Annotated in this window: 21 protein-coding genes and 1 pseudogene; 5 read left to right on the top strand and 17 right to left on the bottom strand. The window is 74.9% G+C overall.

The genetic code is table 11. From position 1 onward, the window contains the following. Positions 1-52: 52 nt before the first annotated feature. The 3 genes and pseudogenes from CIK06_RS09705 to CIK06_RS09700 all read right to left on the bottom strand — a co-directional run bounded on the left by CIK06_RS09705 (position 53) and on the right by CIK06_RS09700 (position 3,094). Positions 53-2,058, bottom strand: a pseudogene (locus CIK06_RS09705) (heavy metal translocating P-type ATPase). Next, a complete protein-coding gene (locus tag CIK06_RS31850; protein ID WP_255408559.1) occupies positions 2,055-2,189 on the bottom strand; it encodes a hypothetical protein in 135 nt (44 codons plus the stop codon). Before CIK06_RS31850 ends, CIK06_RS09705 begins: the two are co-directional and overlap by 4 nt. After that, on the bottom strand, positions 2,156-3,094 hold the full coding sequence (locus CIK06_RS09700; RefSeq protein WP_232534113.1) for an alcohol dehydrogenase catalytic domain-containing protein: 939 nt from the start codon (positions 3,092-3,094) through the stop codon (positions 2,156-2,158). The genes CIK06_RS31850 and CIK06_RS09700 overlap by 34 nt, the downstream gene beginning before the upstream one ends. A gap of 224 nt (positions 3,095-3,318) precedes the next feature. On the opposite strand from CIK06_RS09700, the gene CIK06_RS09695 reads away from it, so the two are divergent. Both CIK06_RS09695 and CIK06_RS09690 read left to right on the top strand, forming a co-directional pair. Beyond that, complete coding sequence (locus CIK06_RS09695; protein WP_095564553.1) at positions 3,319-4,326, top strand: nitroreductase; 1,008 nt, start codon at positions 3,319-3,321, stop codon at positions 4,324-4,326. Between the two features lie 45 nt (positions 4,327-4,371). Then, complete coding sequence (locus CIK06_RS09690) at positions 4,372-6,105, top strand: GAF domain-containing sensor histidine kinase (protein WP_095564552.1); 1,734 nt, start codon at positions 4,372-4,374, stop codon at positions 6,103-6,105. A gap of 36 nt (positions 6,106-6,141) precedes the next feature. Here CIK06_RS09690 and CIK06_RS09685 read toward each other — a convergent pair whose 3' ends face one another. Beyond that, positions 6,142-6,783 carry a response regulator transcription factor gene (locus CIK06_RS09685; protein WP_095564551.1) on the bottom strand — a complete coding sequence of 214 codons (642 nt, stop codon included), beginning with the start codon at positions 6,781-6,783 and terminating at the stop codon, positions 6,142-6,144. 165 nt (positions 6,784-6,948) lie between these two features. Between CIK06_RS09685 and CIK06_RS09680 the strand changes: the two genes are divergently transcribed. The 3 genes from CIK06_RS09680 to CIK06_RS09675 are packed head-to-tail and all read left to right on the top strand — an operon-like array spanning position 6,949 to position 8,956. Next, a complete protein-coding gene (locus tag CIK06_RS09680; RefSeq protein ID WP_232534112.1) occupies positions 6,949-7,833 on the top strand; it encodes a hypothetical protein in 885 nt (294 codons plus the stop codon). Further along, complete coding sequence (locus tag CIK06_RS30815) at positions 7,770-7,982, top strand: hypothetical protein (protein ID WP_232534111.1); 213 nt, start codon at positions 7,770-7,772, stop codon at positions 7,980-7,982. The genes CIK06_RS09680 and CIK06_RS30815 overlap by 64 nt, the downstream gene beginning before the upstream one ends. After that, complete coding sequence (locus tag CIK06_RS09675) at positions 7,979-8,956, top strand: nitroreductase (protein ID WP_095564550.1); 978 nt, start codon at positions 7,979-7,981, stop codon at positions 8,954-8,956. The genes CIK06_RS30815 and CIK06_RS09675 overlap by 4 nt, the downstream gene beginning before the upstream one ends. Before the next feature lie 168 nt (positions 8,957-9,124). Here CIK06_RS09675 and CIK06_RS09670 read toward each other — a convergent pair whose 3' ends face one another. The 13 genes from CIK06_RS09670 to CIK06_RS09605 form a co-directional block, all read right to left on the bottom strand. Further along, positions 9,125-9,658: a serine acetyltransferase gene (locus tag CIK06_RS09670; RefSeq protein ID WP_157756689.1), complete on the bottom strand. Its 534-nt coding sequence runs from the start codon at positions 9,656-9,658 to the stop codon at positions 9,125-9,127. Positions 9,659-11,635: 1,977 nt separating this feature from the next. Further along, on the bottom strand, positions 11,636-13,093 hold the full coding sequence (locus CIK06_RS09660) for an MFS transporter (RefSeq protein ID WP_157756688.1): 1,458 nt from the start codon (positions 13,091-13,093) through the stop codon (positions 11,636-11,638). Positions 13,094-13,183: 90 nt separating this feature from the next. Beyond that, positions 13,184-13,789 (bottom strand): hypothetical protein, encoded by a 606-nt coding sequence (locus tag CIK06_RS09655; RefSeq protein WP_157756687.1) that lies wholly within the window; start codon positions 13,787-13,789, stop codon positions 13,184-13,186. A 467-nt stretch (positions 13,790-14,256) separates the two neighbouring features. Then, positions 14,257-14,676, bottom strand: coding sequence for an MmcQ/YjbR family DNA-binding protein (locus tag CIK06_RS09650; protein WP_095567693.1), 420 nt, complete (start codon positions 14,674-14,676; stop codon positions 14,257-14,259). Positions 14,677-14,921: 245 nt separating this feature from the next. Next, complete coding sequence (locus CIK06_RS09645) at positions 14,922-15,731, bottom strand: trans-aconitate 2-methyltransferase (protein WP_095564545.1); 810 nt, start codon at positions 15,729-15,731, stop codon at positions 14,922-14,924. Positions 15,732-15,733: 2 nt separating this feature from the next. Further along, positions 15,734-16,552, bottom strand: a complete 819-nt coding sequence (locus tag CIK06_RS09640; RefSeq protein WP_095564544.1) for an ABC transporter ATP-binding protein — start codon at positions 16,550-16,552, stop codon at positions 15,734-15,736. Continuing rightward, positions 16,539-17,291 (bottom strand): ABC transporter ATP-binding protein, encoded by a 753-nt coding sequence (locus CIK06_RS09635; protein WP_095564543.1) that lies wholly within the window; start codon positions 17,289-17,291, stop codon positions 16,539-16,541. Before CIK06_RS09635 ends, CIK06_RS09640 begins: the two co-directional genes overlap by 14 nt. Further along, a complete protein-coding gene (locus CIK06_RS09630) occupies positions 17,288-18,304 on the bottom strand; it encodes a branched-chain amino acid ABC transporter permease (protein ID WP_157756686.1) in 1,017 nt (338 codons plus the stop codon). The genes CIK06_RS09635 and CIK06_RS09630 overlap by 4 nt, the downstream gene beginning before the upstream one ends. Beyond that, on the bottom strand, positions 18,301-19,194 hold the full coding sequence (locus CIK06_RS09625) for a branched-chain amino acid ABC transporter permease (RefSeq protein WP_095564541.1): 894 nt from the start codon (positions 19,192-19,194) through the stop codon (positions 18,301-18,303). The genes CIK06_RS09630 and CIK06_RS09625 overlap by 4 nt, the downstream gene beginning before the upstream one ends. Beyond that, positions 19,194-20,381 carry an ABC transporter substrate-binding protein gene (locus CIK06_RS09620; protein WP_095564540.1) on the bottom strand — a complete coding sequence of 396 codons (1,188 nt, stop codon included), beginning with the start codon at positions 20,379-20,381 and terminating at the stop codon, positions 19,194-19,196. Before CIK06_RS09620 ends, CIK06_RS09625 begins: the two co-directional genes overlap by 1 nt. A 110-nt stretch (positions 20,382-20,491) precedes the next feature. Next, positions 20,492-20,896 carry a roadblock/LC7 domain-containing protein gene (locus tag CIK06_RS09615; RefSeq protein WP_095564539.1) on the bottom strand — a complete coding sequence of 135 codons (405 nt, stop codon included), beginning with the start codon at positions 20,894-20,896 and terminating at the stop codon, positions 20,492-20,494. Then, entirely contained in the window at positions 20,893-23,445 is a 2,553-nt protein-coding gene (locus CIK06_RS09610; RefSeq protein WP_157756685.1) for a nitrate- and nitrite sensing domain-containing protein, read from the bottom strand. The genes CIK06_RS09615 and CIK06_RS09610 overlap by 4 nt, the downstream gene beginning before the upstream one ends. Before the next feature lie 268 nt (positions 23,446-23,713). Continuing rightward, positions 23,714-24,484 carry a helix-turn-helix transcriptional regulator gene (locus CIK06_RS09605; protein ID WP_198348169.1) on the bottom strand — a complete coding sequence of 257 codons (771 nt, stop codon included), beginning with the start codon at positions 24,482-24,484 and terminating at the stop codon, positions 23,714-23,716. Between the last annotated feature and the right edge of the window lie 129 nt (positions 24,485-24,613).

The raw sequence follows: 24,613 nt of genomic DNA, 5'->3' as shown, positions 1-24,613 counted from the left end.
CCGCCGGACCGGTCGACCGCCGCCCGGCGGACCGGTCGCAGCCGCCGGGGCGTCACCGCCGCGGCGGCCCGCCGACCCCGGCGCGCAGGGCACGCAGCGCATTGAGGATCACCACGACGTCGATCCCCTCCTGAAGGAACGCCCCGGCCACCGGTGGCAGCCGGCCGGCCGCCGCCGCGATCATGGCCAGCACCGCCAGCCCCATCCCGACCAGCGCGCTCTGCACGGCGATCCGCCGGGCGTACCGGGCGATCTCCACGGCGTCGGCGAGCCGGTCCAGCCGGTCCACCGTGAGCACCGCGTCGGCCACGTCCGCCGAGGCGGTGGCGCCGGTGGCGCCCATGGCCACCCCGACGTGCGCCGCGGCCAGCGCCGGGGCGTCGTTCACGCCGTCCCCCACCATCACCGTCACCGACCGGTCCGCCTCGGCACGGACCCGCGCCACCTTCTCGGCCGGCGAGCAGTGCGCCACCACATCGTCCACACCCACCTCGCGAGCCACCCGCTCGGCCACCCCGGGGCGGTCCCCGGTCACCATCACCAGCCGGGAGAACCCGGCCCGGCGCAGCCGCCGGGTCGTCCCGGCCGCGTCGGAGCGGACCGGATCGGACAGCAGCAGCGCGCCCGCCGGTCCGCCGTCCAGACTCACCCAGACCAGCGAGGACCCCTGCTCCTCGGCGACCCGGCGGTGCCCGGCCGCCCACTCCGGGGGCGCGCCGGTGAGCTGCCCCACCCGTACCCTCCGGCCGTCCACCCGGCCGCCCACGCCGTGCCCCGGTTCCTCGGTCACGTCGGCCGGCACGACGAGCGGCAGCCCCCGCTCGCGCGCCTCCCGGACCACGGCCGCGGCCAGCACGTGCGTGGACAGCTGCTCCACCGAGGCGGCCAGCCGGAGCACCTCGTCCGGGTCGCGGCCGGGCGCGGTGACCGTGTCCGACATCCGCGGCCGGCCGGTGGTCAGCGTGCCGGTCTTGTCCACCAGCAGCGTCCGGGCCCGGCCGAGCACCTCCAGCGACCCGCCGTCGCGGATCAGCACCCCCGGCGGGCCGCCCGGGACAGCCCGCTGACGATCGCGATCGGCGTGGCCAGCAGCAGCGGGCAGGGCGTGGCCACCACCAGCACGGCGACGGCGCGCAGGAACTCGCCCGAGGCCGCCCACGCCGCCCCGGCCAGCACCAGCGTGAACGGCACGAACGCCGCCGCGTACCGGTCGGCCAGCCGGACCATCGGGGCCTTGCGCCGGGTGGCCTCCTGCGCCAGCCGGACGATCCCGGCGTACGTGCTGCGCTCGGCGGTGGTGGCGGCCCGCAGCCCGAACGCGGCGCCCGCGTTGAGCACCCCGCTGGCCACCCGGTCGCCGGGGCCGCGGTCCACCGGCCGCGACTCGCCGGTCACCACGGCCTCGTCCAAAGTCGCCGGATCCTCCAGGTCGCCGTCCACCGGCACCACGTCGCCCGGCCCGACCAGCAGCCGATCCCCCGGCCGCACCTCGGCGAGGTCCACCACGACCACCTCGCCGGCGCCGTGGTCGCCGCCGCCGCCGTGGCCGCCGCCGTGGCCGCCGCTGGCGCCGTGGCCGTCGCCGGCGCCGTGGCCGTCGCCGGACCGCCGCCGGGCGGTCCGGGGCGCCCGGGACAGCAGCGAGTGCAGGTCCCGGGTGGCGCGCCGTTCGGCGTACGCCTCCAGGGTCCGCCCGGTGGCCAGCATCAGCGCGATCACCGCGCCGGCCAGGTACTCCTGCACCACCAGCGCCCCGGCCAGGGCTAGCGCAGCGATGACGTCCACCCCGAACTCGCGGCGCAGCAGCGCCCGCAGCACCAGGTACGCGGTGGGTGCCAACGTGCCGGCGGTGGCCGCCGCCCAGACCCAGTTCGCGGTCGTCCGCCGCCCGAGCAGCCACAGCAGCGCCCCGGCGGCCACCACGGCGACCAGCGCGATCAGCGGCGTCCACTCCCACCGCCGCCAGTTCCTGCCGGCGGACCCGTCGCCGCGGCCGGCCGGCCCGCCGTCGCCGGGCCGGTCGGTGCTCCCCCGCTGGGCTGCGTCGCCGGTGCTCACGCCCGGTTCAGCGCGACCTTGAGCGCGCCGCTGGTGGCCGCGTCGGCGAACACGTCGTACCCGGCCATGATGTCGCCCAGGGCGAACCGGTGGGTGATCAGGCCGGCCAGGTCCAGCCGGCCGGTCGCCACCAGGGCCAGCAGGGTCGGGATGGAGTACGTGTCGACCAGCCCGGTGGTGACGGTGAGATCGGCCCCCAGAGCCGCTCCAGGTGCAGCATGGCCGGCTCGCCGTACACCCCGATGCTGGCCAGCCGGCCACCCGGCCGGACCAGTTCCGCGCACAGCTCGAAGGTCGCCGCCCGGCCCACCGCCTCCAGCACCACGTGCGCGCCGAGGCCGTCGGTGAGTTCGTGCACGCGGTCCCGCAGCCCGTCCCCGGGCGCCAGCACGAGGTCCGCGCCGAAGCGCTGCGCCGCCTGCCGGCGCGGCTCGGCCGGCTCCACCACCACGACCCGCAGCGGGGAGAACAGCCGGACGGCACGGATGGCGGCCAGCCCGATCGGGCCGGCGCCGACGATCACCACGGTGTCCCCGGGGGCCACCTGCCCGTTGCGCGCCCCCACCTCGTACGAGGTGGGCAGGATGTCGGCCAGCAGCACCGCGTCCTCGTTCCGCACGCTCTCCGGCAGGCGGTACAGCGACAGGTCGGCGAACGGGATCCGGGCCAGTTCGGCCTGCACCCCGTCGACCGAGTGACCCAGCAGCCAGCCGCCGCCGGCGAGACAGTGGCCGTACCGGGTCTGCCGGCAGTAGCGGCACCGGCCGCAGGCCGAGATGCACGAGGCGAGCACCCGGTCACCCGGGCGCACGCTGCCCACCGCCGGACCGACCTCCAGCACGGTCCCGACGGCCTCGTGCCCGAGGACCCGGCCGGGGTCCACCTCCGGTACGTCGCCGCCGAGGATGTGCAGGTCGGTGCCGCAGATGGTGACCGTGTCGATCCGCAGCAGCGCGTCGGTGGGATCGTGCACACCCGGATCCGGCACGTCGGTCCACGACCGGCGACCCGGGCCCTCGTACACCAACGCCTTCATGTCCTCGATCGTCGCAACGGCCGCCCGGCGCGGAGCCCGAATGGCCCAACAAGCCCGCATTGATCGAGCCAGGTGGGGTGTGAGTGGGTGTGCGGGCGGCGCGGGTGCGGGACGGACTAGGTTAAGGCGGACGGGGCGGGACGGGCCGGCCCCGACAGGACGCGCCGGCCGCAGTCGCCCGGCCCGTACGAGAATCGACAGGAAGTCGAGGAGGTCCCGCGCCGATGACCGAGGTCCCACCGGTAGCCGCCGGCACCGTACCGACCGCCCTCGCCCAGGCCGCCGCCGCGGCGGGCCACGCGCCGAGCGTGCACAACACCCAGCCATGGCGCTGGCGGGTGCTGCCGGACCGGCTGGAGCTGCACGCCGTACGGGAGCGGCAGCTCGCGGCGATCGACCCGGGCGGGCGGCTGCTGCTGATCAGCTGCGGCACCGGGCTGCACCACGCGGCGCTGGCGCTGCGGGCCGAGGGCTGGCAGGTACGCATCGAACGCCTCCCCGACCCGGACCGGCCGGACCTGCTGGCCACGGTGATCCCCACCGGCCACGAGGCACCCACCGACGGGGCGATGCGGCTGGTCCAGTCGATGAGCGTGCGGCACACCGACCGGCGCCCGGTCAGCGACGAACCTGTGCCCGCCTCCGGGATCGAGGCCGTCCGGAAGGCCGCCGACGAGTACGCCCACCTCCAGATCCTCGGCTCGGACGAGATCCTGGACGTCGCCGCCACCGCCGGCCGGGCCGCCGAGGCCGAGGCCGACGACCCGCAGGTACGCGAGGAACTGGCGTACTGGACCAGCCGGGCGGTACCGGCCGGCACCGGGCTGCCGCCCGAGGTGCTGCCCGACGAGCCGGCCCAGAGCACCGTGCCCGGCCGCGACTTCGGCAGCGGATCGCTGCCGATGGGGCCGGGCCACGACCGGGCCGCCACCTACGCCCTGCTGTACGGCGACGACGACGAGCCGGCCAGCTGGCTGGCCGGCGGCGAGGCGCTCTCCGCGGCCTGGCTCACCGCCACCGGCCTGGGGATCTCCGTGGTGCCGCTGAGCTGGGTGGTCGAGGTCACCGCGACCCGGGAGATCCTGCGCCGGGCGCTGTCCGGAATGGGCTACCCCTACCTGGTGCTCCGGCTCGGGATCGCCAGCCCGGAGCACGCCGGGCCGCCACACACCCCGCGGCTCCCCCTCGACCAGGTGATCGACACCTCGGCGGTCCGCGGCGACGCCGGGTGACGGTCGGCCCCCCACCCCCGGCGAAGCCGACGATACGATCACCGCATGCCGGCCGAGACCAATGCGGGTGAGGAGCACGCGGCCCCGTCACTGGGCCTGAGCCCACTGTCCCGGGTCCAACTCGACGAACTGCTGCAGGAGATGCTCGACCGGGTCGGCGAGGTGGTGAACAGCCGCGAGCGGCTGCGCGCCCTGCTCGACGCGGTGGTCGGCATCTCCACCGACCTGGACGTGTGGTCCACGCTGCGCCGGATCGTCGCCGCGGCGTGCGACCTGGTCGGCGCCCGGTACGGCGCGCTCGGCGTGATCGGCCCCGACCGCACCCAGTTGCGCAACTTCATCGTGCACGGGATCGACGAGGAGCTACAGGCCGAGATCGGCGACCTGCCGCACGGCCGCGGCGTGCTCGGCCTGCTGATCGAGGATCCGAAACCGCTGCGGATGCCGGACATCACCCGGCATCCCAGCTCGTACGGCTTTCCGGCGCACCACCCGCCGATGCACAGTTTCCTCGGCGTGCCGGTGCGCATCCGCGACCAGGTCTTCGGCAACCTCTACCTGGCCGAGAAGCAGGGCGCGGTCGAGTTCACCGAGGACGACGAGGAGATCGTGGTGGCGCTGGCCGCCGCGGCCGGCGTGGCGATCGAGAACGCCCGGCTCTACGCCCTGGCGCACCGCCGGGAGCGGTTCCTCGCCGCGGCCGCCGAGATCACCGGGGTGCTGCTGGGCGAGGTACGCCGTACCGACGCACTGAGCCTGGTGGCCCGGCGCGCCCGCGAGGTGGCCGAGGCCCGGCTCGTGCTGGTGCTGCTCTACGACGAGGATGCCGAGCGGTTCACGGTCGAGGTGGTGGAGTCGGCCACCGGCGCCCCGGAAGGGCTGCTCGGCGCGGTGCTGCCGGCCGCCGACACGACCTTCACCGAGTCGGTCTCGGCGCGCCGGCACCTGCTGCTCGACGACCTCGCCACCTCGGCGCACTGGCCGGTGCCGGTGCTGGACGGGCCGGCCGTGGTCGTGCCGCTGACCGCCGCCGAGACCCTGCACGGCGTGCTCGTGCTGGCACCCGAGCCGGACCGGGGCGCGCCCTCCGACGAGGACCTGGCGCTGCTCACCAGCTTCGCCGGCCAGGCCGCGCTGGCCCTGGAACGCGCCCGCGGGCAGGAGGAGCGCGAACTGCTGGTGGTGCTGGAGGACCGTGAACGGATCGCCCGGGACCTGCACGACGTGGTGATCCAGCGGCTGTTCGCCACCGGGCTGCAACTGCAGAGCGCGGCCCCGCTGGCCGGCCGGGCGGACATCGCGAAGCGGATCAACGCGGCGGTGGACGACCTGGACACCACCATCCGGGACATCCGGCGGACCATCTTCGAGCTGCGTACCCCGATGAGCGCGACGCTGCGTACCGAGATCCGGGAGACCCTGGAGGAGGCCGCGGCGCTGCTCGGCTACCGCCCGGCGCTGGACCTCACCGGCCCGGTGGACAGCGCGATCCCCGACGAGCTACGCGCGGACCTGCTGGCCGTGCTCCGCGAGGCGCTCTCCAACGCCGTCCGGCACGCACAGGCCGGGCACGTCCAGGTGGCGGTGGCCGTGCACGACGGGCGGGTGTCGGTGACGGTCCGCGACGACGGCGTCGGCACGGATCCGGCGGCGGCCCGCAGCGGTCTGGTCAACCTCGCCGAACGCGCCCACCAGCACGGCGGGACGTTCGAGATCGCCAGGGCCGAGCCGCGGGGCACCGAGGTGTGCTGGACGGTCCCGCTCGACGCCGGCGCCTGAGCCGGCCGCCGGCACGGCCGGTCCCGCGGCGTCCGCTCAGTGGTGCTGCTGGCGCAGCAGCCGGGTGGCCAGCACGGCGGCCTGGGTGCGCCGTTCCAGCCCCAGCTTGGCCAGCACGCTGGAGACGTAGTTCTTCACCGTCTTCTCGGCCAGGAACATCCGGCCGGCGATCTCCCGGTTGGTCAGCCCCTCGGCGACGTACTCCAGGATCCGCCGTTCCTGCTCGGTCAGCGACTGGAGTTCGCGGGGCTGCTCCACGCCGCTGCGGATGCGCTCCAGCACGCGCTGGGTGACGGCCGGATCCAGCAGTGACTGGCCGGCGGCCACCCGCCGGACGGCGTCGACGAGGTCCGTGCCGCGGATCTGCTTGAGCACGTAGCCGGCGGCGCCCGCCATGATCGCGGCGAACAGCGCCTCGTCGTCCTCGTACGAGGTGAGGATGAGGCCCTTGATGCTGGAGTCGACGGCCCGCACGTCCCGGCACACGTCGATGCCGTTGCCGTCCGGTAGCCGCGCGTCCAGGATCGCGACATCGGGCCGCAGCGCCGGAATCCGGGCGGCGGCGGCCACGGCCGAACCGGACTCGCCCACCACCTCGATGTCGCCGCTGGACTGCAGGAGGTCGGCCAGGCCACGGCGGACGACCTCGTGGTCGTCCAGCAGGAACACGCGGATCATCCCCCGTTTCTACCCCCATCCGGCCCGGTCGTACACGGGCCGAAGGTCCCGGGTCCGTCGGGGCGCTGCCGAAGGTCCCGGGCCGAAGGGCCCGACGGCCCTGCCCGGCGGCGCCGACCCGAACGCATGGTGGTGGGACAGGGCGACCGATGCGAGGAGGATCCGATGGCCCGGACCAGCACACGGTGGACGCCCGAGGCCGGCGGGCCGCTCTCCGACGCCGCCCGACAGGCGCTGCACGCTCCCTCGGTGTTCAACACCCAGCCCTGGCGGTGGCGGGTCGACCGGACCGGCGGATCCGACGACGGCGTGCTGGAGCTGCGCGCCGACCTCGCCCGCGCGCTGCCGGTGACCGATCCGGACCGGCGACTGCTCATGATCAGCTGCGGGGCGGCGCTGCACCACGCCCGGGTCGCCCTCGCCGCCGCCGGGTACCAGGCCGAGGTGGCCCGGTTCCCCGAGCCGGCCGATCCGGAACTGCTGGCCCGGATCCGGATCATCGGCGCGTACCGGCCCACGGAGCGCGACCGGGCGCTGGCCGCCGCGATCCCGCGGCGCCGCACCGACCGCCGGGCCTTCGCCGACACCCCGGTGCCGCCCGACGCGATGCGGCGGCTCGCGGCGGCCGTGTCCGCCGAGGGGGTCGGGCTGCACCAGGTACGCCCCGACCAGATGCCGATGCTGGCCGTGGTCACCGCCCAGGCGGCAGCGGCCGAGCTGGCCGATCCGGCGTACCGCGCCGAGCTGACCTCCTGGACGCACCGGCCCGGCGGGCCGGGGACGGCGTGCCGGCGGCGGTGGCCGTCCAGCAGGCGCCGCGGCGGGTGCCGGTCCGGGATCACGCGCTGGGCGCCGAGCCGGGACTCGCGGTCGGTGCCGGGTTCGACCGCGGCGCCAGCTACACGGTGCTGTTCGGCCCCGGCGACGACCGGGCAGGCTGGCTGGCGGCCGGCGAGGGACTCTCCGCGCTGCTGCTCGGCGCGGTCGTGGAGGGGCTGTCCGCCGCGCCGCTGTCGGACGCCATCGAACGCGCCTGGCCGCGCCGGCTGATGCGGGACCTGCTGGCCGGGCTCGGCGAGCCGTACCTGACGGTCCGGCTCGGCGTGGGCAGCCCGGACGACCTGTCGGCGATTCCCCGACGACCCGCGGGTGAGGTGATCGAGATCCGGCGGTCGGACCCCCAGGGAGGCGCACGATGACCGTTGACGGCTACACCGAGGAACAGCTCCGGGTGGCGGTCGCGGCCGCGGTCCGGGCGCCGTCGTTGCACAACAGCCAGCCGTGGCGGTTCGCGCTGCGCGACGGCACCATCGAGGTACGCCTCGACCCGGCGCGTCGGCTGCCGGCCACCGATCCGACCGGCTGGGCGGCCCGGATCGCCGGCGGCGCGGCCGTGTTCAACCTGCGGTTGGCGCTCGCCGTCGCCGGGGTGCCGGCCCGGGTGACGCGGCGCCCGGACCCGAGGGAACCCGACCTGGTGGCCCGGTTGGCCCCGGACCAGCCCCGCCTGGCGACGCCGCGGGAGCGGGCGCTGTTCGCGGCCGTGCCCCGGCGGTACAGCAACCGGGCGCCGTTCTGGCCCGATCCGGTGCCGACCGATGCCCGCTGGCGGCTGCTGGAGGCAGCCCGGGACGAGGGCGCCTGGCTCGACCTGGTCGTAGGGGCCGGCCCGGTCAACGCCGTCGCCGCGATCGCGCGCTCCGCCGACCGGGTCCTGGACCGTGATCCGGCGTACCGCGCCGAGCTGGCAACCTGGATCCGGCGGGAGCGGTCCCCGGACGGCGTACCGGTGGGCTCCGGCGGCCCGACCGGCGAACCGCAGGATCTGCTGCCGCAGCGGGCGTTCGGCGGCCGGCCCCGGGCGCCGGGTCGGGACTTCGAACCGGAGCCGCTGGTCGCGGTCCTGGGCTCCACGGGCGACACCGCCGGCGACCAGATCGCGGCGGGTGAGGCGTTGCAGCGCGTGCTGCTCACCGTCACCGACTCCGGGCTGGCCGCCTCGCTGCTGTCGCAGCCGATCGAGGTGCCCGGTGCCCGGGAACAGCTGCGGCTGGCGCTGGGCCGCTCCGGCACGCCGCAGATGGTGCTGCGGATCGGGTACGGCCAACCGGGTTGGCCGACGCCGCGCCGCGACCCGGCCGAGCTCATCGACCTGCCGGTGGCACCGTCCTGATCACGCCGGCTGGCACATCGTGCCGGCGGACGCGCATCACGCCGGCGGGCGGATCATGCGGGCGGGCGTGCATCACGCCGGCGGGCGGATCATGCGGGCGGACGGACACCATGCCGGCGGGCGTGCCTCATGCCGGCGGCGGACGGACATCATGCCGGCGGGCGTGCATCATGCCGGCGGGAGGACCATGCCGGCGGCCGGTTCGGGCGGCGCCGCGGCCGGGTCCAGGACGACCGCCCGGGGTCCCAGCGCGAGGCCACCCGGCGGTACGTCGTCCAGCACGGTGGCCCCCGCGGCGATCCTGGCGTTGCTGCCGATCCGGACCGGCCCGAGAATCGTGGCACCTGCGCCCACCAGGACACCGTCGCCCACGACCGGTTCGCCGGAGAAGTCCCGGCGGCCGATCGTGACATGGTGGTAGAGCCGGACGCCGGCCCCCAGCCGGGCGTCGCGGTGCAGCACCAGCCCGTACGGGTGGAACAGCCGCAGACCCGGGCCGCAGGTCAGCTCCCGGGGCAGGTCGCTGTTCACGCCGAGCCGGAGCACCACCAGGTTCAGCAGCCGGTAGACCGGGCCGCACAGCCGGCGGGGCACGGTCGACCGGGCGGCCGTCCACTGTCCGAAGCGGAACACGGTGAGCACCAGCCGGACCAGCGGATCACGCGGGTTGGCGCGGAAGTCCTGCCGAAGCGTGTCGAGCACATGACCGAGGGTAGGCAACCGGTCCGCCCGACCCAGCGCCCGATCGGAAACCCGACAATCCGCCCTCATCGCCACGCCCCAGCCACTCCAGCCGCACCCCACCTCGCCTCACCGCGCCACCGCAACGCCACCCCGGTCCGTCCCCGTCCCCGGTCCCGGTCCCGGTCCCGACTCGCCACCGCCACCGCCACCACACCGATCGACTCAGGGCCTTCGCCCGGCCGCCGAACCCGGCCTCCGACCCGGCCTCCGACCCCGGCGGCCAACCCTGCCGCCCCTGCCGGCGGCGGACCGGTTCGGGCGCCGCATGTCTGATCACTTCGGTGAGAGGAAAAGGAAGTAGTCCGCGGGAATTTGCCCCAACGGGATGGGCGCGAGCCGGGCGCCGTCCGACGCTGAGGCGGCGCTCGGGCGCCGTGGGTCGGCCGTCTGATGCGGGGGCCGGGGCCGGGCTCGGAGGACCGTTGGCCGAAGGACCGTTGGCCGAAGGACCGTTGGCCGGAGGACCGTTGGCCGGAGGACCGTTGGCCAAGCGCGGAGCGGCGCCACACGGGTATGCCTGCGCCGCGGAAGCCTCTGCACCACGCGTTCCTGCGCACCACCGCGTCCGCGCACCGCGATTGGTGGCACCCGACCGGCCTCTCGCCGGAACCCCGGCGGCGGAGCCCACCGCGCGGTCGACTGCGGCGTCCCATCGAATCGGGTGAGGATGCTGTCGTTGTTGGGTCGGCCCCAGCGGCCGGGGACGCCTCGGGGCCGAGATTGGCCGGGGACGTCTCGGGGCTGAGGGCGCGGCCGGCTCGTCCGGTCTGGCTGCCGCGGTGGCGCGCACGCTGGCCCGGAGGCCGGCGGCGGTCCCGCTTGGAGGAGGTTCGGCCCGCGCATCGGCCGGGCACGGGACCAAGGCCTGCGTAGATGCCGCGATTGATGGCGACGGCGGCGCGGACGGGGCCGACCGTCGCGGTGGGACCGACGGTACCGACGGGGCCGACCGTGCCGGTGGGATCGGAAGCGCCGGCCGAGGCGACGTCGACACGGGCAGCGGCGTGACGCGGCTCGGTGACTGTGCCGGCGCCTCCGGCTTCGCTGGCGGCGTCGGCGTCCTCCGTGGCGTCCACGCAGAGCCGGAGCCGGGTCGCTGGGCGGTGGCGGTGGAAGAGGCACCGGTGACCAGCGCGACCCGCGACTCAGTCATGGTGGCGGTGACGGCGGCGGCGGAAGCCTGAGCGCGTATACGGCGCAGCCGCTGGGCGTGTCGTTGCCTCAGCCCCCAGGCGCGGTGCCGTTCATGCTCCTGACGGAATTGGATTGCTGCGGGAGAATAGCGACGTGACCGAGTCGGATCCCGCATGACGGCCAGATCCGACCTGCTAAACAATTCCAACTGCCCCACACGTTGATTCTGTCAGACCTCGGACCACAACGCTCACCCGAAGAGCAGAACAATTTTTCAGATGACGTCTATACGCCGTGAGCCGGGCCGACACATCTCACCGCCGACCGGACTACACACATTTCCGAGGCCGGTGCGGGCACACGTGCATCCGGCGCCAACAGCGCACGACGCTCCCGAGCCCGAGCAGCGACGGACCGCCCGGCTTCGGTGCCCTCGTACCACACAAGCCGCCGCCATAGCCGATCAGGTCACGTTGCTCCATCCGGCCGAGTACGGTTTTCAGGAGCATCGCGCGGTCAGCAGTAATGCTGTCTCCGGAGGTCCGGCGAAGGTCCGACATCGGCACGCGGTCCAGTCACCGTGCCGCCATTCGTACCATCTTCCCCACCCATGTACCCGATCGGGGAGCTTATTTGCTGAATAAGCGCTCTCCGGCCCGCGAACGCCTTGACCAACAGGATCCAGAGGCAACGGACCGGGGCGGGAAATCAACACGAGGATCTGGCCAACCGGCCCCGCCACGATCAACAGACCGTGCCACGATCAACAGACCGTGCCACGATCGGCAGACCGCGCCGCGATCAACAGGCCGGGACGCGCTCAACAGGCCGGCGGGGCGTGCGACGACCAGACAGCGCGACGGTGGCGGTCAGCAACGCACCTGCGGCGACGACGAGCAGCGGCAGCCGGCGGTCCGGCAGCACGAGCACAGCACCGATCGGGTTGGCCAGCGCGACCGGGGCGAACAGGACGGTTCCGGCGCTGGCCGAGACCCGGCCGAGCAGTCGCTGCGGGGTACCTCGTTGCACCGCGGTCATCGCCGCCACCAGTGTGCCGGGCAGGCCGATTCCGACCAGCACGCTGCCCAGCACCAGGCCGGGCCACCACGGCAGCAGCCAGGCCGCGACGCCCGCCGCGTACGCCAGGGCGCCGACGCCCGCGGTCCGGAGCTCGCCGCGGGCCGCCAGCAGCCGTCCGGCCAGCAGGCCGCCAACGATCGAACCGAGTCCCTGGGCGGAGGCGAGCACGCCGATGAAGCTCGGCGACCGGTGTAGGCCGGTGACGACCGCGGCGTACAGCGCCGCCGTCGTGATGCCGGACATCGCGATGCAGGCCGCGGCCGCCAGTACGACGCGGCGCAGCGCCGGCGTGCCCAGCAGGAACCGCAGGCCGCCGTACTCGCGCCGGCTGCCGCGCTCGCGCCGACCGGCGGGACGGCCGGGACCGGGATGGGTGCCGGTCGACCCGGAGCCGCACCGCCCACCGGCCGTCGGCCCGGCATCAGACGGCCCCGCACCACACGGCCCACTGGCCGTCAGTCCAGCACCAGCCGGTCCGCTCGCCGTCGGCCCGGCGCCGCGCGCCCGGAAGCCAGACGACCCGGGACCAGACGACCCGGGACCAGACGACCCGGGACCAGACAGCCCGGGACCAGACGACCCGGGACCAGACAGCCCGGGGGCGGCGGGGCGGATCCGGATCGCGGCGTACAGGACCGCGGTGACCGTCAGGGCCACGATCGCGAGCAGCACGACCGGATGGCCTCCGCGCCAGGTGAACAGCCCCGCACCGATGGCCGGCGCCACCAGTTTCATGCCCTCCTGTGCGCTGGTCCGCAGCCCGTTCACCTCGCCGAGCAGGCCGGCCGGCAGGACCGCCGGCAGCAGCGCCGACTCCCCGGCTCCGAGCAGCACGAAGCTGACCCCGTAGCCGAGCATCACTACGAAGATCAGCCAGATCTCGGCGGCGGACCGGACGGCCAGCAGAGACGCGATCATGGCGGCGGTGAGCAGGCAGGTCCAGACCATCAACGGCCGCCGGGGCAGCCGGTCCACCAGCCCACCGATAATCGGCCCGAGCGCGACGGGCAGGTAGAGGCAGGTGCCCACCAGCGCACCGAGGCTGCTGGAGCCGGACAGCGACAGCACCCAGATGCCGGCCACCAGCATCATCAGGCTGGCGCCGAAGCCCCAGGCGAACGAGATCGCGATGAACAGCACGGCGTTGCGGTCGCGGCCGATGGCGACCAGGCGAGACACCAAGACGTTCCCTCACCAGATTGAGTCGTAGGGACTCACATCCTGCGCGGCATCCCGAAGGGCGTCAAGGCATAGTTGAGTCTGGCCGACTCACTCTTTCCGACGGCTGGCCGGACCCAGCACCGCCCGCAGCGCGGCCCGGAGTCGGACCAGCGCCGCGGCCACCGGCGACGGCAGTTGTCCCGGCGGAATCTCGGCGAGATCGGCGACGGCGCTTCGCGCGAGGTCATAGCGGGCTCCAGGCTCCGCCACGGTCGACGAGGTGAGGGTTTCCCGGGCCAGCCGGGCGGCGGGGTGCCGCTCCGTCCAGTCCGGATCGGCGTGCAACGAGCGGTGCAGCGCGGTCACGGCCGTCCGCAGCGCCGCGGCGGAGCCGCCGTACGTCTTGTCAATTTCTCGTTGACGGGCTCGTTCGGCGCGAGGCTCGGCCGAGAGCCGTAGCCAGCGCTGCTCGGCGGCCTGGCGGGACGACAGCCCGCAGGCCGCCGCGACCGCCGACCAACTCGCACCGTCCTCCCGGGCCGCCTCGATCAGCAGCCGTTCCATCCGGTCCAGATGGCCGCGCAGGTCGGCCAGCAGCGCCAGGCCGGCGAGGGCGGGTTCCGCCGATGCCCCGGCCGCGACGGCGGCCAGCAGTTCCTGGTGCCGGCGCAGCGCCTCCGGCCCCGACAACCCCGAGAGCCCCGACGACTGCAACGGCGACTCCGCCGGCCCGGACGACCCCGCCTGCCCTGACAACCCCGCCGGCCCGGACGACCCCGACGACTGCAACGGCGACCCCGACGACCCGGAGGACCCCGACGACCGCAACGGCTCCGCCGGCCCGGACGACCGCAACGGCTCCGCCGGCCCGGACGACCGCAACGGCTCCGCCGGCCCGGACGACCGCAACGGCTCCGCCGGCCCGGACGACTGCAACGGCTCCGGCGGCCCGGACGACTGCAACGGCTCCGGCGGCCCGGACGACCCGGACAGCCCCGCCGGCCCGGACTCCGGTGCCGCGCGGCGCGGATCGGCCTCGGGCGCCGCACGACGCAACCCAGGCGCACGGGTCGTACGGGACGAGTCGGGCTGGCGCGCGGCACGGCGCGGATCGGGCTCGGAAGCGGCACCGGGCGGGCGGGTCGACATGTCGGTCAGGATGCGCCGGCCGGACCGCCCTGTCAATCTTCTGTTGACATGCCCGGACCTATCTCCAGCCGGTCCCGGTATGCGGCGGCCAGCCGCTTCGGCGCCTGGCCGAACCACGCCTCCACCAGCAGTTCACGCAGCTCGGCGACGGCGATCTCGGGCAGCTTCACCAGGATCGCGGGGTAGTCCGCGAAGTGCGAGGTGATGAAGTAGACCCCCGACGGGTCGGCGAGCAACGCGGCCCGGGCACCCAGATCGGGCACCCGGGCCGCGAGGATCGGCCCGTCCGGCGCCGCCGCCCCCAGCTCCGCCAGATCGGACCGGCGCAACGGCCGCTCCCACGCCAGCGGCTTGGCCCGGACCCGCCAGGAGAGCAGGCCGTTGCGGTCGGTCAGCTCCGCCGTCTCGGGCAACTCGGCCACGATCCGGCTGACGTCGTCCCAGTTCGCCATGGCCGCACGATACCGACGGCCACCGACACCGGCGACAGGCGCGACAACGGCCGCACCGGCACGGCACCACCAGCACCGGCAGCACCGGCAGCACCGGCACGGCACCACCAGCACCACCAGCACCACCAGCACCACCAGCACCGGCACGGCACCACCAGCACCGGCAGGCCAGCAGGCCGGCAGGCCGGCACCGGCAGCGACGGCACAGGCGGCAACACCGGCACCGGGTTGACGTCGGTCGAGGGTCACCCCCCGTGCACGGTCTCGGGGCGCCGTCCGCGGGTCGAGACGAACTGGTACGACATGGCGGCGAAGGCCGGATTGCGGGTCAGCTCGCGGAACGCCCGCAACTGCCCTGCGCTCAGTCCGGCCGCCAGCAGCTCGGGTTCCAACTGCCGGCAGTTGGTCTCGTGCAGCGAAAGCCCCGAGGAGCCGCCCGACCAGCTCTCCGAGTGGGTCACCGTGTCCACGTCCACCAGGCCGGCCTGGCACATCTCGGTGTGCACCCCCTGCGCCCAGTCCATCGAGGCGCCGTGCGACTGGAGCACCGACAGCATGGTCTCCATCACCAGCGTGAACAGCTTCGCCGCCTCGTCGTCGGGTGCGGCCAGCACCCGCAGCGGGGTCGAGCAGTCGAACTCCTCCACCACCAGCCAGCCGCCGGGGGCCAGCGTGCCGACCAGCTTGCGCAGTACGCGCTCCCGCTCCGGCAGGTGCAGCAGCAGCAACCGGGCGTGGATCACCTCGAACGGGCCGCCGGGCGGCGGGTCGGTGCGGACGTCGTGCCGGCGGACCACCAGGTTCGGCCCGGACTTCAGGTGTTGCGGGTTCAGGTCGGTGGCCACCACCACGCCATCCGGGCCGACCGCGCCGGCGAGCAGCCGCGCCATCGATCCGCCGCCGGCGCCCACCTCCCAGCAGGTCGCTCCGGGCTTGACCAGCGGCGGGGTGAGGCGGCGGGCCGTCACCGGGTCCAGGAAGGACTCCAGCGCGGTCATCTGCGCTCCGGCCTGCGGTGAGGCGTTGTCGAAGGTGTAGTCGAGGTCCGTGGACATGGCTACCTCCTGGGAAAGGGGCGCGCGGGATGTTCGGCCCCCGCACCGGCCGCCGCGGCGGGGCTCGACCCGTCGCTTGTGGGATCTCCGCCGGCCTCCGGCCGGTCGGTGCCGAGGCTCAACATCGCCTCGACGGGCGCGAGGTCCACCCGGACCTCGGCGGCCGGGTGGTCGTAGACCAGCCGGCCGTACTCCAGTACGGCCACCCGGTCGGCCACCTGTACGGCGTGGTGCAGTTGCTGCTCCACGAGCAGCACGGTCAGGCCGGTACCGGCCAGTTCGGCGACCAGCTCGCGGATCCGGGCCGCCAGCCCCGGCGCCAGCCCTTCGCACGGCTCGTCCAGCAGCAGCACCCGGGGCTGGGTGAGCAGGGCGCGGGCGATGGCCAGCATCTGCTGTTCCCCGCCGGAGAGCTGGTCGCCGCGGTGCCGGCCGCGTTCGGCGAGCCGGGGCAGCAGGTCCAGCACCCGGGGCACGGTCCAGCCGCCGCTGCCCCGCCGCCGCCCGCGCGCCGAGGAGGCGGCCAGGGTCAGGTGCTCGGTGACGGTCAGCCGCGGGAAGACCCGCCGGCCCTGCGGCACCAGCCCGATCCCGGCCCGGGCCGCGCGGTGCGCGGGCAGACCCGCCAGTTGCGCGCCGTCGAGGTCGATCCGGCCCGAGTACGGCGGCAGCAGCCCGGCGATCGCGTGCACGAGGGTGCTCTTGCCCGCACCGTTGCGGCCGACCACCGCCTGCACGGTGCCGGTGGCCACCGTCAGGCTGACCTCGTGCAGCGCGATGCCGCCCGCGTAGCCGGCGACCAGCCGGTCAACCGTGAGCATCGCGCACCCCCGTACCGAATGCCTGGTGCAGCGCCGGGGCGGTGCGGATCTCGGCGGGCGGCCCGGAGGCCAGGATCCGGCCGTCGCGCAGCACCGTGACCACGTCGGTCAGGCTGTACACGAGGTCCAGCCGGTGCTCCACCAGCAGCACCGCGACCGTGCGGGGCAGCGCGGCGACGAGTTCGACGAGCCGTTCGGTGTCGCCGGCCGACAGCCCGGCGGCCGGCTCGTCGAGCAGCAGCAGGCGGGGCCGGCCGGCCAGCGCCATGGCGATCTCCAGTTGCCGGCGCTGCCCGTGCGACAGGTGCCCGGCCGGCCGGGCGGCGTGCTCGGCCAGCCCGAGCCGGTCCAGCAGGTCGGCGGCGGGCCGGCGGACGTGCCGGTCGTACCGGCCCGGCCACCCGGCGCGGCGCCCGGCGTGCGGCAGCGCCGCCACCGCGACGTTGTCCAGGGCGGTGAGGGTGGGCCAGACCGCGGGTCGCTGGTGGATCCGGCCGATGCCAAGCCGGGCGCGGCGGGCCGGTCCGGTCCGGGTGACGTCCCGGCCGGCGAAGCTGATGCGGCCCCGGTCCGGCCGCAGCGCGCCGCCGATCAGGTCCAGCAGGGTGCTCTTGCCGGCGCCGTTGGGTCCGATCAGCGCGTGCCGTTGACCTGCCGCGATCCGCAGGTCGACGTCGTCGACGACGGTCAGCGATCCGTACCGGTGGGACACGCCCTCGGCGGCGAGGAGTTCGGTCACGTGCCCGCCTCCTGCCCGGCGGCGCCGCCGGTGGTGCGGGTAGGGCCCGGCCGGCGCCCGCGGAGCGCCGCCAGGTACCGGCGCAGCGCCGGGTTCGGCCCGCCGAAGCCGTTCGGGAACAGGTACGCGGTGGCGACGAACGCGGCGCCCAGGACCAGCGGCGTGTAGCCGGGCAGCACGCCGGCCAGCCAGTCGCGGGAGGCGATCACCAGCGCCGCGCCGACCAGTGCGCCGGTCATCGAGGCGGCGCCGCCGATGACCACGCCGAGCAGCAGCAGCGCCGAGGTGTCGAAGTCGAAGTCGGCCGGCGAGACGTACTGCTGCACGGTGACCAGCAGCGAGCCGGCCACCCCGGCGACGGCCCCGGCCAGCACGTACGCCGCGCCCAGGTAGACCGGCACCGGGTGGCCGCTGGCCCGCAGCCGGCGCTCGTCGTCCCGGCCGGCGCGCAGCACCGCCCCGGCCGGCGTGCGCAGCAGCGCCACCACGGCCAGCAGCACCACCGCCACCACGGCGAGGGTGTAGAGGTAGCGCGCCCGGTCGGTCTCCAGCAGCGCCGCGCCCCACACCGGACGGGCCGGGGCGAGCGCGGCCAGTCCGTCGGTGCCGCCGGTGACCGAGCGCCAGCGGCTCGCCGCGGTACCGACGAGTTCGCCGATCGCCAAGGTGATCATCAGCACCACCACGCCCCGGGCGTGCACCACGAGCGGGACCGTGAGCAGGCCGAACAGCGCGCCCACCGCCGCGCCGGTGACCACCAGCAGCACACCCACCTGCTGCCCGTGCCCGGCCAGCAGCGCGCAGGTGTAGGCGGCGGCGGCGTACGGTCCGGTCTGGCCGAGCGTGGGCAGCCCGGCCACCCCGGTGAGCAGCGCGACGCTCATCCCCACCAGGCCCAGCACCAGGGTCCGGGCCAGCAGCGAGATGCTGTAGTCGTCGGCCGCCCACGGCACCGCCAGCGCGGTCGCCGCGACGACGACCCCGGCGGCCCGGCGGAGCAGCCGCGACCTCACCGCGGCCCCCGGCGCCACGCCGGTGCCCGGGACCGGATGGCCAGCGTGGCGGCCATGGCGGCGAACAGCAGGAAGGGTGCGACCGAGGACGGCAGCAGCGCCACCCCGAGGGTCTGGATCTCGCCCACCGCGAGCGCGGCGAGCAGGGTGCCGCCGACCGATCCGATGCCGCCGAGCACGACGATCACCAGTGAGAGCAGCAGCACGGTGGCGGCGGTGCCCGGTCCCGGTCCGATGATCGGCGCGCCCAGCACGCCGGCCACCCCGGCCAGCCCGCCGGCCACGGCCAGCACGCCGAGGCGGACCCGGGACGGGTTGACCCCCAGGCAGGCGACCATCTCGGCGTCGTCGACCGCGGCCCGCACCAGCATTCCGGCCCGGGTGCGGGCCACCGCCACCGAGAGCAGCACCGCGATCAGCCCGGCGACCACGATGAACAGCAGGCGGTACGCGGCGTAGCGGTGCCCGATCAGCGACACCCCCCGGTCGAGTGCCGCCGGGACCTGGATCGGCAGTTCGTTCGGGCCGAACGCGCTGACCAGCAGGCTTCCGCCGGCCAGCGCGGCGCCGAAGGTGAGCAGCGCCTGGGTGAGGTGGTTGCGCCCGGCCACCGGGGCCAGCAGGCCGGCGATCACCCCGCCCGCGCCCGCCGCGGCCAGCCCGCCGACGACGACCGCGAGCGCCAGCCCGGCCCAGCCGCCGTCCATCAGCGCGGCGGCGGTGTACCCGCCGATGGCGAACAGCGTCCCGTGCGCGAGGTTGAGGATGTCCGCCACCCCGAAGCAGAACACCAGCCCGGCCGCGGCCACGAACATGAGCAGGCCGTACGCCACCCCGTCCACCGCCGGGACGACGTACGCGTCGAGCTGGCCGGCGGCGAACTGGGACATCACTGCCCGACGGTCGCGAGATCACCGACGACCGTGTTGGACAGCGCCCGCCCGTCCTGGCGGACCTGCCGGAGGTACCACTTCTGCACCGGCGAGTGGGTGGTCTTGGAGAACTGCCAGGTGCCGCGCGGGCTGTTGATCTGGCCGAGGCCGGCGATGGCCGCGTTGATCGCCTCGGAGGTCGGCTTGTCGCCGGCCGCGTCGATCGCCCGGTCCAGCACCGCGGCGGCGTCGTAGGAGGCCATCGCGTACGTGGTGGGCGAGCCGTCGTGGTTGGCCTTCCAGGCCGCGACGAACGAGCGGTTCTCGGCGTTGTCCAGGTCGGGCGAGTAGTTGAGCACCGAGAAGATGTCCTGGGCGGCCGGTCCCTGCGCGTTCAGCACCCCGCCCTCGGTGAGGAAGCCCGCCGCGTACAGCGGCACGTCCTTGATCTCGGACTGCGCGTACTGCTTCACGAAGTCCACGGCGGCCGAGCCGGCGTAGAAGGTGTAGACGGCCGCCGCCCCGGAGGCCTTGATCTGGGCGAAGTACGGCGTGAAGTTGGTGGTCGCGGGGAACGGCGTCCACCGGGTCTTGCCGTCGGGGTTCGCCAGCGTGCCGCCGATCTTGGTGTACTCGTCGGTGAAGCCCTTCAGCTCGTCCCAGCCGCCCTGGTAGTCCGGGCCGATCGCGTACACCGGGCCCTTGACGGTGTCCTTGATGTGCGGGGCGATCGCGGCGCCCGGCTCCTCGGACAGGTAGGACGTGTGCCAGACCCAGGTGACGTCCTTCAGCTCGGGCCGGGCGTTGGAGCCCAGCAGCGGCACCTTGGCCTGCTCGGCCAGCGGGATCACGGCGGCCGCCGAGCCGCCGCCGACGATGCCGGTGAGCGCCACCACCTTGTCCTGCTTGAGCAGCTTGGTGGCGGCGGGAACGGCGGTCGGCGCCCCGTTGCCCTCGTCGGCGATCACCAGCTGCACCGGGTGTCCGCCCAGCTTGTTGTCGTGGGTGGACAGGTAGAGCTGGAACCCGTCGCGGATGTCGGTGCCCACCGCCTGGTACGTCCCGGACAGCGACGCCAGCAGGCCGATCTTCAGTGTTTCCGCGGAGCTGTCCCCGGCCTTGTCGGCGCAGGCGCTGACGGTGAGGCCGAGGGCGACCAGCGCCGCGGTGAGCACGCGGCGACGCTGGCGGTGTGTTGCTGACATGTCGTCTCCAGGAGATGAGGGAAGCGGTGGTCGAACGTCGTACGCAGGGGTGGTCGCCGCCGGGGCCGATGGGCGCCGCGCGACGCACGGGTGGTGCGCGGGTGCCGGGATCAGCGGCCGTGCGCCATCGCGGCCCGGGCCGCCGGGGTCAGCACGTCGCCGATCTGGTTCGCCAGCTCGGCCATCTCGTAGGAGACCTTCCCGACGTCGCAGGTGGGTGCCGCGAGCACCAGCAGGGACGCGCCGTCGTTGAACGCCATCGAGAACATGAATCCGCCCTCAAGCTGCGTCACGTTGGAGATCACGGCGCCCGCCTCGAAGAAGTTCGCGGCGCCGCGCAGCAGGCTCACCAGCCCGCTGCCGGTGGCGGCGAGCTGGTCGGCCCGGTCGGCCGGCAGGCTGCGGGTCGCCGCGACCATCAGCCCGTCGCTGGAGATGGCGACCGCGTGGCTGACCTCCGGGACCCGGTCGGCGAAGTTGTCCAGCATCCAGCCGAGATCGTGATGGTTGGTCACCTGGTGCTCCCTGTCGCGTCGCTGGTTGCGGGCATGGTCGCCGGCGTGGGCCGGCGGGTCGTCACACCGCGGGCGTAGGCGGCCATCGCGTTGGCCACCTGCGTCGGGTCGCGGTGCTCCGGCTGGTTCTGCGGGGGCAGGTCGATCGCCCCCGGCACGAGGTACCGCTGGGGTTGCCGGCGCGGCAGGCCGGAGGCGGTGGTGTCGACCACCTGCGGGTTGGTCGCCGCCGAGGCCACCTGCCAGCCGGAGTCGGCCGGGGTGGCCCAGCCGCCGTCGGTGCCGCCCCGGATCCGGTCCGCCCGGAACCAGTTGTTGACCTGTTGGAAGATCACCAGTTCCTCCGTCGGATCGTCGGCGCCGCCGTTGGCCGAGGCGGTGCCGGCGGGCCGGAACACCGGGGCGACGCGGGGCGGCCGGTGCTCGGGATGCCCTGCGCGCGGGATCCCGGGCGCGGACGCCGGGTTGGCGGGTCCGGTGCCGGGCGGGCCGGCGCCGGCGCTCCGGCGGGTGGGCGGGCCGGATCCGAGCGCCGGGCGGCCGGACCGGTCGCCGGCGCGGTCACCGGGCCGGTCGCCGGGGCGGATCGGCCGCTCCATCACCCGGCTCGGCCGCTCGGCGACCCGGCCGGGCCGCTCGGCCAGGCGGCCCGGAGCGATCGCGTACTCCTCCGGGGGCAGCGAGCGGATCAGCGTCGCCGGCAACGCCACCTCGGCGATCGTGCCCAGCCGCGGCCCGGGGCGCAGTTGCACGCTGACGCCGAGCCGGGCCGCGAGCTGCCCGACCACCACCAGGCCCATCGCGCGGACCGCGGCCACGTCGGTGTCCGGCGGATTGCTCAGCAACTCGTTGAGCTGGTCGATCCGTCGCGCGGACAGCCCGACGCCCTCGTCGCTGACCTGGATGATCACCCGGTCGCCCAGGCTGCGGGCGGTCACCCAGGACTCCGTCTCGGGCGGCGAGTACGCGGTGGCGTTGTCCATCAGCTCGGCCAGCAGGTGCACGACCTCGTCGACCTTCTCCGCCACCACCGCCACGTCGCCGTCGACCACGCCGAGCCGGATCCGCGGGTACTGCTCGATCTGGGAGAGCGCCGCCTGGAGCACCTTCTGCAGCGGCACGTTGTCGTGCCGTACCCGGCCGACCCCGGCGCCGCCCAGCACCAGCAGGCTGGAGTTGATCCGGCCCATCCTGGTGGCGAGGTTGTCCAGCCGGTACAGCTGCTGGAGCCGTTCCGGGTCCGTCTCGTCCCGCTCGACGAGGTCGACCTGGGCGAGGACGGCGTCCACCAGGCGCTGCTCGCGGCGGCTCAGGTGGACGAAGATGTCCGCCGTGTTGGCCCGCATCACCGCCTGCTCGGCCGCGGTGCGCACCGCGGCCCGGTGCACCGCGGTGAACGCCTGCCCCACCTCGCCGATCTCGTCCTCGCTGGACGGGTCGATCGGGGTGGCGGAGCGTTTGGCCAGTTCCTCCGGGTCGACCCCCGCGCTTCCGGCGCTGCGCAGGTTGGCCACCGTCGCCGGCAGCTGGTCGAAGGCCACGCTGTTGGCCGCGTCCCGCAGCCGGTGCAGGCGCCGGGTGATCTGCCGGGCCACCAGCCAGGTGACCAGGATGGTCAGCAGCAGCGCCAGCACCACGCCGGCGGCCTCGGCGAGCGCCCGGTGCCGCTGGGCGTCCCGGTCGGCGCGTACCGCGTCCAGTACGGCGGTGTCGACGCGCTGCTGCACCTCGAACAGCCGGGCGGACCAGTCCTGGGTGGCCGCGATCCAGGCGGCCGTGTCGACCTGCATCCGGTTGCCGGGCTGGGCCCGGGACACCTGGTCCTGGAGGCGTTGCAGGGCGAGGGCCTCCTCGCCGCTGCCGGCCCGCTCCCACCACGCGGCCCAACCGGGCCGGGCCAGGTCCAGGAAGGACCGGCTGGCGTCGGTGAAGTTCGCGCGGGCGGCCGTGATGTCCTGCTGCATGGCCGCGGTGAGCTGCCCGGCGGCCACCGCCCGCAGCACCGCGACCTGCTGCAGACCGATCGCCTCGGCGCTGTCGGCGAGCGCTGCGGCGGCCCGGATCCCGTCGGCCACCTGGGCGTTGACCACGCCCTGCGCCAGGCTCTCGCGGTAGCCGAGCAGATCGGCCACCAGGATGCGGTAGCTGAAGGTCATCGCCGAGACGGAGGCGTGCGCCGCCGTGCGGACCTGTGCCCGCAGCGACTGGAGGCCGGCCAGTTCGTTGTCGATCCGGGTCAGCGTGGCGCGCAGGCTGTCCGGTATCGCGGGCAGCCGGCCCCGGTCGATCCGGTACCGCGCGACCGCTCCGTCGGTGTCGCCCACCGAACGCGCGAAGACGTCCTGCTGTTCCGGCGAATCGGCGGTCAGCAGGTCGGCCGCGGCGGCCCGTTCGCGCTGGAGGCGGTACGCGAGGCTCCCCGCGTCGGCACCGAGCTGGGCCAGGGCCTCCAGGTTGCCGGCCCGCACCGTCTGCCGGGCGCTGTCGGCGAGCGCCAGACCGGCGAATCCGATCACGGCCACCAGGGGGGCGGCGACGATGAGACGCATCCGGGCGGCGATCTTCCAACCCCGCCGGCGGGGCGAGTAGGGCCGGACCGCGTGGGATCTGGTGTTCGACGCCAAGACTCACCCCACGAGTTATCGGCAAATTTCTATCTGCTTGTTGCGGTCAGCAAATCCCATTGCGCCCGACGGGGCAGGCCGGAGCCAGAGTTAGGCGTGGTACAAACAGCTAGTACCAGCATCTGTACCCAAGGCATCACGCTGGGCGACCACCCTGGTCTCCCGACTCGGCGACCCGGCGGATGCCGCCCCCTCACCGCGCGGCCGGATCGGCCGCCCCGGTGGGCGGCCACCGGCCGCCGACGACCGCCGGACGGGCATCGTCGAGGGCGGTGCGCGGTGCCGGTATCGAGAGCGCGGTACGCGGTCGGGGCCGCGCCGGGGCCGCCTGGTCCCGCAGGATGCGGTCGATCAGTTCGCGGAGTTCGTCGATGGCCGCCGCGACGTCGATGGCCGCGGCGGCGGAGTCCGGATTCGCGCCGGTCCCGGCGGGCTGCGGCCCGGTCTCGGGTCGCGCCGGTGGCCGGGCGGGGTGCGCCGGATCGCCGTCCGCCGTCCCGCCGGGCCACGACGGACCGGGCAGCGACCGATCGGGCAACGACCCGTCCGGCAACGACCCGTCCGGCAACGACCCGTCCGGCAACGACCCGTCCGGCGGTGAGCCGCCCGGGGGCGGGCTGTCCGGCAACGGGCCGCCCGGCGGCGGGCCGTCCGGTAACCGCGCGTCGGCGGCGCCGCGTGGCCCGCGGCGGCCGTCGGCGGCCAGCTGCTCGGCGGCCACGCGGGGCCAGAGCGCCACCAACCGGCCACCGGTGCTCAGCGCCTCGTCGCAGCGCACGGCGAACTCACAGCTGCCGTACCGGCGGCCCGACTCGACGGCGGCGACCGTCTCGCGGCTGAACCTGACGCGCTCGGCGAGGGCCCGCTGGGTCAGTCCCTGCCGGATCCGCCACCGTCGCAACTCCCAGCGGAACTGCCGGCTGGCGGCCGATTCCGCCGCGGCACACCGGGACGCGCCGTCCATGCGCTCACCTCCGGGCATCATCGCTACCGCCGACGAATGATCCGATCGGATCGGCGGCACGGCCGGGCATTGGCCGGGGCCAATTGTTATCCCTGGACAGCTCGGGTGTGAAGACGTACGGGCAGAGAA

Origin of the sequence: Plantactinospora sp. KBS50 (genome assembly GCF_002285795.1) — a bacterium.
Classification (GTDB): Bacteria; Actinomycetota; Actinomycetes; order Mycobacteriales; family Micromonosporaceae; genus KBS50.
Note: the sequence above shows the minus strand (reverse complement) of the source record. Positions and strands in the feature narration are given on the sequence as shown.

What these genes read in the sequence shown, in the direction of transcription:
- CIK06_RS09680 (WP_232534112.1), top strand. Translation starts at nt 6,949, where the DNA reads ATGGCCCGGACCAGCACACGGTGGACGCCCGAGGCCGGCGGGCCGCTC.
- CIK06_RS09645 (WP_095564545.1), bottom strand. Translation starts at nt 15,731, where the DNA reads ATGTCCACGGACCTCGACTACACCTTCGACAACGCCTCACCGCAGGCC.
- CIK06_RS09610 (WP_157756685.1), bottom strand. Translation starts at nt 23,445, where the DNA reads ATGCGTCTCATCGTCGCCGCCCCCCTGGTGGCCGTGATCGGATTCGCC.
- CIK06_RS09640 (WP_095564544.1), bottom strand. Translation starts at nt 16,552, where the DNA reads ATGCTCACGGTTGACCGGCTGGTCGCCGGCTACGCGGGCGGCATCGCG.
- CIK06_RS09685 (WP_095564551.1), bottom strand. Translation starts at nt 6,783, where the DNA reads ATGATCCGCGTGTTCCTGCTGGACGACCACGAGGTCGTCCGCCGTGGC.
- CIK06_RS09700 (WP_232534113.1), bottom strand. Translation starts at nt 3,094, where the DNA reads ATGAAGGCGTTGGTGTACGAGGGCCCGGGTCGCCGGTCGTGGACCGAC.
- CIK06_RS09690 (WP_095564552.1), top strand. Translation starts at nt 4,372, where the DNA reads ATGCCGGCCGAGACCAATGCGGGTGAGGAGCACGCGGCCCCGTCACTG.
- CIK06_RS09695 (WP_095564553.1), top strand. Translation starts at nt 3,319, where the DNA reads ATGACCGAGGTCCCACCGGTAGCCGCCGGCACCGTACCGACCGCCCTC.
- CIK06_RS09675 (WP_095564550.1), top strand. Translation starts at nt 7,979, where the DNA reads ATGACCGTTGACGGCTACACCGAGGAACAGCTCCGGGTGGCGGTCGCG.
- CIK06_RS09605 (WP_198348169.1), bottom strand. Translation starts at nt 24,484, where the DNA reads ATGGACGGCGCGTCCCGGTGTGCCGCGGCGGAATCGGCCGCCAGCCGG.
- CIK06_RS09650 (WP_095567693.1), bottom strand. Translation starts at nt 14,676, where the DNA reads ATGGCGAACTGGGACGACGTCAGCCGGATCGTGGCCGAGTTGCCCGAG.
- CIK06_RS09625 (WP_095564541.1), bottom strand. Translation starts at nt 19,194, where the DNA reads ATGTCCCAGTTCGCCGCCGGCCAGCTCGACGCGTACGTCGTCCCGGCG.
- CIK06_RS09620 (WP_095564540.1), bottom strand. Translation starts at nt 20,381, where the DNA reads ATGTCAGCAACACACCGCCAGCGTCGCCGCGTGCTCACCGCGGCGCTG.